This window comes from Mesorhizobium sp. CNPSo 4661 (genome assembly GCF_057784215.1).
Map to the genome: position 1 here is coordinate 1 of NZ_JBWGIO010000058.1, position 5,976 is coordinate 5,976.

The window sequence follows — 5,976 nt, forward strand, 5'->3', positions numbered from 1 at the left end:
GGCGGCTACGTCGTGCCGTTCACCAAGGAGCAGCTCCAGGCCGCGCCCGCATATTCGATCGAGGAACTCACCGGCGCTGACGGCGAAGCCGCCCGCGATGCTTCATTCCAATATTACCATGTGAAGCCCTATTGGCACTGATCGCTTGAACGACAGGTGGAAATCGAAAGGCCCCCGCGAAACGGGGGCCTTTGCGCCTCGACGCTACTGCGCCGCTTGGAGGGTCGATAGTTCTACCGAACTCTGCTGGGGCTTCTGATCGTCGCATGACGTCAGGAACGCCGCCGCGATCAGGAACAAACTCACAATACCGCTCAACTGGGACATGGCGAAACTCCTCCTGTTTCGCCCCGCGCGAACGCGACCATAGACGAGAGGGCCGCGCGACGCGCATGACTTATGATGACAGAAATTTGCGCTTCGTGAATCCTGGGCGCGGCAATAATTGCAGCCCCGCCGATTGCCTTTTGCTCCGCTTTGGCTAAGAGGGGCGCGACGCTTCAATCGATCAATCGGGGACATCGCAAATGACCGCCATCATCGACATTGTCGGGCGTGAAATCCTGGACAGCCGTGGCAATCCGACCGTCGAGGTCGACGTGGTGCTGGAGGATGGCTCCATGGGCCGCGCCGCCGTGCCGTCTGGCGCATCGACCGGCGCGCATGAGGCGGTCGAAGTCCGGGACGGCGGGCCGCGCTATCTCGGTAAGGGCGTTCAGCGCGCTGTCGAGGCGGTGAACGGCGAGCTGTTCGAGGCGATCGGCGGCATGGAAGCCGAGAACCAGATCCATATCGACCAGACGATGATCGAGCTCGACGGCACGCCGAACAAGAGCCGCCTCGGCGCCAACGCCATCCTTGGTGTGTCGCTGGCTGTCGCCAAGGCCGCCGCGGAAGCCGCGGGCCTGCCGCTCTACCGCTATGTCGGCGGCACCAAGGCGCATATCCTGCCGGTGCCGATGATGAACATCATCAATGGCGGCGCGCATGCCGACAACCCGATCGACTTCCAGGAATTCATGATCCTGCCGATCGGCGCGCCGACGCTGCGCGACGGCGTGCGCTGGGGCTCGGAGATCTTCCACACGCTGCGCAAGAAGCTCAAGGATGCCGGCCACAACACCAATGTCGGCGACGAAGGCGGTTTCGCTCCCAACCTGAAGAGCGCGCCTTCGGCGCTCGATTTCATCATGGAATCGATCGAGAAGGCCGGCTTCAAGCCGGGCGAGGACGTGGCCCTCGGCCTCGATTGCGCGGCGACCGAGTTCTTCAAGGACGGCAATTACGTCTATGAGGGCGAGAAGAAGACCCGCGATCCGAAGGCGCAGGCCAAGTACCTTGCCAAGCTCGCTGCCGACTATCCGATCATCACCATCGAGGACGGCCTTGCCGAGGACGATTGGGAAGGCTGGAAGATCCTGACCGACCTGATCGGCAAGAAGACGCAGCTTGTCGGCGACGATCTCTTCGTCACCAACACGGCGCGGCTGCGCGACGGCATCCGCATGGGCGTCGCCAATTCGATCCTGGTCAAGGTCAACCAGATCGGTTCGCTGACCGAGACGCTCGACGCGGTCGAGACCGCGCACAAGGCCGGCTACACCGCCGTCATGTCGCATCGCTCGGGCGAGACCGAGGATTCGACCATCGCCGACCTCGCGGTCGCCACCAATTGCGGGCAGATCAAGACCGGCTCCCTGTCGCGCTCCGACCGCATGGCCAAGTACAACCAGCTCATCCGCATCGAGGAAGAACTCGGCAAGCAGGCACTCTACGCCGGCAAGTCGGTGGTCAAGGGCTGATCCAGCCTGTTCGAACAGTATGGAAAGGGCGGGGCGTTCCCGCCCTTTTTCGTTTCCGGCAGTCTTGCAAACCGGTCGCCGTAACCGTCCATTAAGCACAATCGGGCGAAATACGACTCATGGCCGCTTGCGTTCGCGGCCGCGAGGGTTCGGGTCATGTGGACACGTCAGCACAAGCAGAGAAACACCGGCAGGCTGATCATCCCCTCGCTTTGCGTGCTCTTCCTGGCCTATTTCGGCTTCCATGCCTATCACGGCGAATTCGGCATCTATTCCAAATATCGGCTGCAGGCCCGGACGGTCGAACTGCAGGCCCAGCTCGATGCCGTGAAGGCGCGCCGGATCGACTTCGAGCGCCGGGTCCAGCTGATGCATGAAGGCACGCTGGAGAAGGATATGCTTGACGAGCAGGCCCGAAAGGCGCTCAATCTGTCCCAGCCCGACGAAATCACCATCATGTTGCCCGCCCCGACGAAATAACCGAACTTCGGTTAATCATCTTTATTTTCAATGATTCTAATCGCTTAGATGCATGCCAGCCATGCATTTTTCAGCATGGCGCAATGCATTCTTGCGTGTTAGCCTCGCGCAAATCGGTGGGGAGGCGATCGATCTCCCTGAATGTCCGCGAAGAGACGCCAACAGGGAGTGACGCATGGCCACCGCCGCCAAAAAAGCGCCCGCCAAATCCAGATCCGACAAGCAGCCAAATCTGTCAGCGCCCAAGCCCGCTGAGTTCACCAAGCAAGAAGAGCTTTCCGCCTACCGGCACATGCTCTTGATCCGCCGCTTCGAGGAGAAGGCCGGGCAGCTCTACGGCATGGGCTTCATCGGCGGCTTCTGCCACCTCTATATCGGCCAGGAGGCCGTCGTCACCGGCATGAAGATGGCGCTGGTCGAAGGCGACCAGATGATCACCGCCTATCGCGACCACGGCCATATGCTGGCGATGGACCTGTCGCCGCGCGGCGTCATGGCCGAGCTCACAGGCCGCCGCGGCGGCCTGTCGAAGGGCAAGGGCGGCTCCATGCATATGTTCTCCAAGGAGAAGCATTTCTATGGCGGCCACGGCATCGTCGGCGCGCAGGTGTCGCTCGGCACCGGTCTCGCCTTCGCCAATCGCTACCGCGAAAACAAGAACGTTTCGCTGACCTATTTCGGCGACGGCGCCGCCAACCAGGGCCAGGTCTACGAAAGCTTCAACATGGCCTCGCTGTGGAAGCTGCCGGTGATCTACATCATCGAAAACAACCGCTACGCCATGGGCACGTCCGTGTCGCGCTCGTCGGCCGAGACCGACTTCTCGCATCGCGGCGCTTCCTTCAAGATTCCTGGCATCCAGGTCGACGGCATGGATGTCCGCGCCGTGAAGTCGGCTGCCGACCTCGCCACCGAATGGTGCCGAGCCGGCAACGGGCCGCTGATCCTCGAGATGCAGACCTACCGCTATCGCGGCCATTCGATGTCCGATCCCGCAAAATACCGCTCCAAGGAGGAGGTGCAGAAGATGCGCTCCGAGCACGACCCGATCGAGCAGGTCCGGGTGCGGCTGCTCGACAAGAAGTGGGCAAGCGAGGACGAACTCAAGACCATCGACAAGGAAGTCCGCGACATCGTCGCCGACGCCGCCGAATTCGCCCAGAACGACGCCGAGCCGGATCCGTCCGAGCTCTGGACCGACATCGTACTCTAAGGAGAGGGCAAGGACATGCCGATCGAAATTCTCATGCCCGCGCTCTCGCCGACGATGGAAGAGGGCAATCTTTCCAAATGGTTGAAGAACGAAGGCGACAAGATCGTCGCCGGTGACGTCATCGCCGAGATCGAGACCGACAAGGCGACGATGGAGGTCGAAGCGGTCGACGAGGGCACGCTCGCCAAGATCGTGGTTCCGGCCGGCAGCGAAGGCGTCAAGGTCAACGCGGTCATCGCCGTGCTTGCCGTCGACGGCGAGGACGTCGACAAGGCTGGCGAGGGCATCGGCGAGGAAGAGCCTGCCAAGGCTGAAGCCGCGCCGGCCCCGGCACCCGCCGCGGCCAAGAGTGAGGCCGCCGCTCCTGTCGCCGCAGCCCCGAAGACGGAGATCGCGGCCGACCCGGACATTCCGGCCGGCACCGAGATGGTTTCCACCACGGTACGCGAAGCGCTCCGCGACGCTATGGCCGAGGAAATGCGCCGCGACGGCGATGTCTTCGTCATGGGCGAGGAGGTCGCCGAGTACCAGGGCGCCTACAAGATCACGCAAGGGTTGCTGCAGGAGTTCGGACCGCGCCGCGTGGTGGACACGCCGATCACCGAGCATGGTTTTGCCGGTGTCGGCGTCGGCGCGGCAATGGCCGGGCTGAAGCCGATCGTGGAATTCATGACCTTCAATTTCGCCATGCAGGCGATCGACCAGATCATCAACTCGGCCGCCAAGACCCTCTACATGTCCGGCGGCCAGATGGGCGCACCGATCGTCTTCCGCGGTCCCAACGGTGCGGCGGCGCGCGTCGCCGCCCAGCACTCGCAATGCTATGCCGCCTGGTACAGCCATGTCCCCGGCCTGAAGGTGGTGATGCCCTACACGGCCGCCGACGCCAAGGGCCTGCTCAAGGCGGCGATCAGAGACCCGAACCCGGTCATCTTCCTCGAAAACGAGATCCTCTACGGCCATTCCTTCGACGTGCCGAAGCTCGACGATTTCGTGCTGCCGATCGGCAAGGCGCGTGTCCACAAGCAGGGCAAGGACGTTACCCTCGTCTCCTTCGGCATCGGCATGACCTATGCGGTCAAGGCAGAAGCCGAGCTGCGCGGCATGGGCATCGATGCCGAGATCATCGATCTGCGGACCATCCGCCCGCTCGACTTCGACACAATTATCGCTTCGGTGAAGAAGACCAACCGTCTCGTGGTGGTGGAAGAAGGTTTTCCGCAGAACTCGGTCGGCGACCACATCGCCAACCAGGTCTCGCAGCGCGCCTTCGACTTCCTCGATGCGCCGGTGATCACCATCGCCGGCAAGGACGTGCCGATGCCTTACGCGGCGAACCTCGAAAAACTGGCTTTGCCCAATGTCGGCGAAGTCGTCGAAGCGGTCAAAGCCGTCACCTATCGCTAGGAGACCAAGCGGATGCCGTCTCTCTGGGTTCTGGCCGCCGTCATTGTCCCTACCGTTGCCGTCGCCTTTTTTGTGCGCTCAGTGACCGGGAAATTCGATGCGGTTTTGCTGATGCTCAGCGGTGCTGCCTCACTCGTCTTGGCAATTGTTGCGACTGGTTCCGCACAGGTTGATCAGAGCGGTGGCATGATGAGCCTCGAAATGAGCAAAAGCAGCTTCCATTTCGGGGTCTTGCCACCGGTTTTTATCGTCGCCACGCTAACCGTCATGCGCGGCCTGTTCAAATTCATTCAGGAGTGAGCGATGCCAATCAACATCACCATGCCGGCGCTCTCGCCCACCATGGAGGAGGGCAATCTTTCCAAATGGCTCGTGAAGGAGGGCGACAAGGTTTCGCCCGGGGATGTGATCGCCGAGATCGAGACCGACAAGGCGACGATGGAAGTCGAAGCCGTCGATGAAGGCACGGTCGCCAAGCTGGTGGTTCCGGCCGGCACCGAAGGCGTCAAGGTCAACGCGCTGATCGCTATCCTGGCCGGTGAGGGCGAGGATGCAGGCTCCGCGGCCAAGAGCGGTGGCGCTGAGCCAAAGGCCGAAGCTCCGAAAGCGGACGCTCCGAAAGCCGAAACGCCTAAGGAAGCGCCCAAGCCGGCGGCAGCCGCCGCAGCGCCCGCGCCGGCCAAGGCCGAGCCTGCTCCCGTCGCCAACGGCCACGCCGCCGGTGATCGCGTCTTCGCATCGCCGCTGGCCCGCCGCATCGCCAAGGATGCCGGCGTCGACGTAACGGCGCTGACCGGTTCCGGCCCGCATGGCCGCGTGGTGAAGGTGGATGTCGAGGCGGCGATCGCTTCCGGCGGCGCCAAGGCCGCGCCGGCTGCGAAGGCGCCCGCCGGCACGCCGTCCGCTCCGGCGCCCGCGCCGAAGCCGATGTCGGACGACCAGGTGCTGAAGCTGTTCGCCGAAGGCTCCTATGAGCTCGTGCCGCATGACAACATGCGCAAGACGATTGCGCGGCGCCTCGTCGAGGCGAAGTCCACCATCCCGCATTTCTATTTGACGCTCGACTGCGAGCTC

7 protein-coding genes are annotated in these 5,976 nt (G+C 62.9%); 6 read left to right on the forward strand and 1 reads right to left on the reverse strand.

The window, feature by feature from the left end:
- Window positions 1-204 precede the first annotated feature (204 nt).
- Window positions 205-327 carry a hypothetical protein gene (locus tag AC0YKC_RS33710; RefSeq protein WP_280952541.1) on the reverse strand — a complete coding sequence of 41 codons (123 nt, stop codon included), beginning with the start codon at window positions 325-327 and terminating at the stop codon, window positions 205-207.
- Window positions 328-527: 200 nt separating this feature from the next.
- Here AC0YKC_RS33710 and eno point away from each other — a divergent pair, with 200 nt between their 5' ends.
- The 6 genes from eno to AC0YKC_RS33740 form a co-directional block, all read left to right on the forward strand.
- Window positions 528-1,802 (forward strand): phosphopyruvate hydratase, encoded by a 1,275-nt coding sequence (gene eno / locus AC0YKC_RS33715; RefSeq protein WP_320297935.1) that lies wholly within the window; start codon window positions 528-530, stop codon window positions 1,800-1,802.
- A 156-nt stretch (window positions 1,803-1,958) separates the two neighbouring features.
- On the forward strand, window positions 1,959-2,282 hold the full coding sequence (locus AC0YKC_RS33720) for an FtsB family cell division protein (protein ID WP_320297934.1): 324 nt from the start codon (window positions 1,959-1,961) through the stop codon (window positions 2,280-2,282).
- A 175-nt stretch (window positions 2,283-2,457) separates the two neighbouring features.
- Entirely contained in the window at window positions 2,458-3,495 is a 1,038-nt protein-coding gene (gene pdhA, locus AC0YKC_RS33725; RefSeq protein WP_488514205.1) for a pyruvate dehydrogenase (acetyl-transferring) E1 component subunit alpha, read from the forward strand.
- Window positions 3,496-3,510: 15 nt separating this feature from the next.
- Window positions 3,511-4,902 (forward strand): pyruvate dehydrogenase complex E1 component subunit beta, encoded by a 1,392-nt coding sequence (locus AC0YKC_RS33730; protein ID WP_434722599.1) that lies wholly within the window; start codon window positions 3,511-3,513, stop codon window positions 4,900-4,902.
- Window positions 4,903-4,914: 12 nt separating this feature from the next.
- Window positions 4,915-5,202, forward strand: coding sequence for a hypothetical protein (locus tag AC0YKC_RS33735; RefSeq protein ID WP_488514206.1), 288 nt, complete (start codon window positions 4,915-4,917; stop codon window positions 5,200-5,202).
- A 3-nt stretch (window positions 5,203-5,205) separates the two neighbouring features.
- On the forward strand, window positions 5,206-5,976 hold a 771-nt coding region (locus AC0YKC_RS33740), incomplete at its 3' end, for a biotin/lipoyl-containing protein (RefSeq protein WP_488514207.1).

What these genes read in the sequence shown, in the direction of transcription:
- AC0YKC_RS33710 (WP_280952541.1), bottom strand. Translation starts at nt 327, where the DNA reads ATGTCCCAGTTGAGCGGTATTGTGAGTTTGTTCCTGATCGCGGCGGCG.
- eno (WP_320297935.1), top strand. Translation starts at nt 528, where the DNA reads ATGACCGCCATCATCGACATTGTCGGGCGTGAAATCCTGGACAGCCGT.
- AC0YKC_RS33720 (WP_320297934.1), top strand. Translation starts at nt 1,959, where the DNA reads ATGTGGACACGTCAGCACAAGCAGAGAAACACCGGCAGGCTGATCATC.
- pdhA (WP_488514205.1), top strand. Translation starts at nt 2,458, where the DNA reads ATGGCCACCGCCGCCAAAAAAGCGCCCGCCAAATCCAGATCCGACAAG.
- AC0YKC_RS33730 (WP_434722599.1), top strand. Translation starts at nt 3,511, where the DNA reads ATGCCGATCGAAATTCTCATGCCCGCGCTCTCGCCGACGATGGAAGAG.
- AC0YKC_RS33735 (WP_488514206.1), top strand. Translation starts at nt 4,915, where the DNA reads ATGCCGTCTCTCTGGGTTCTGGCCGCCGTCATTGTCCCTACCGTTGCC.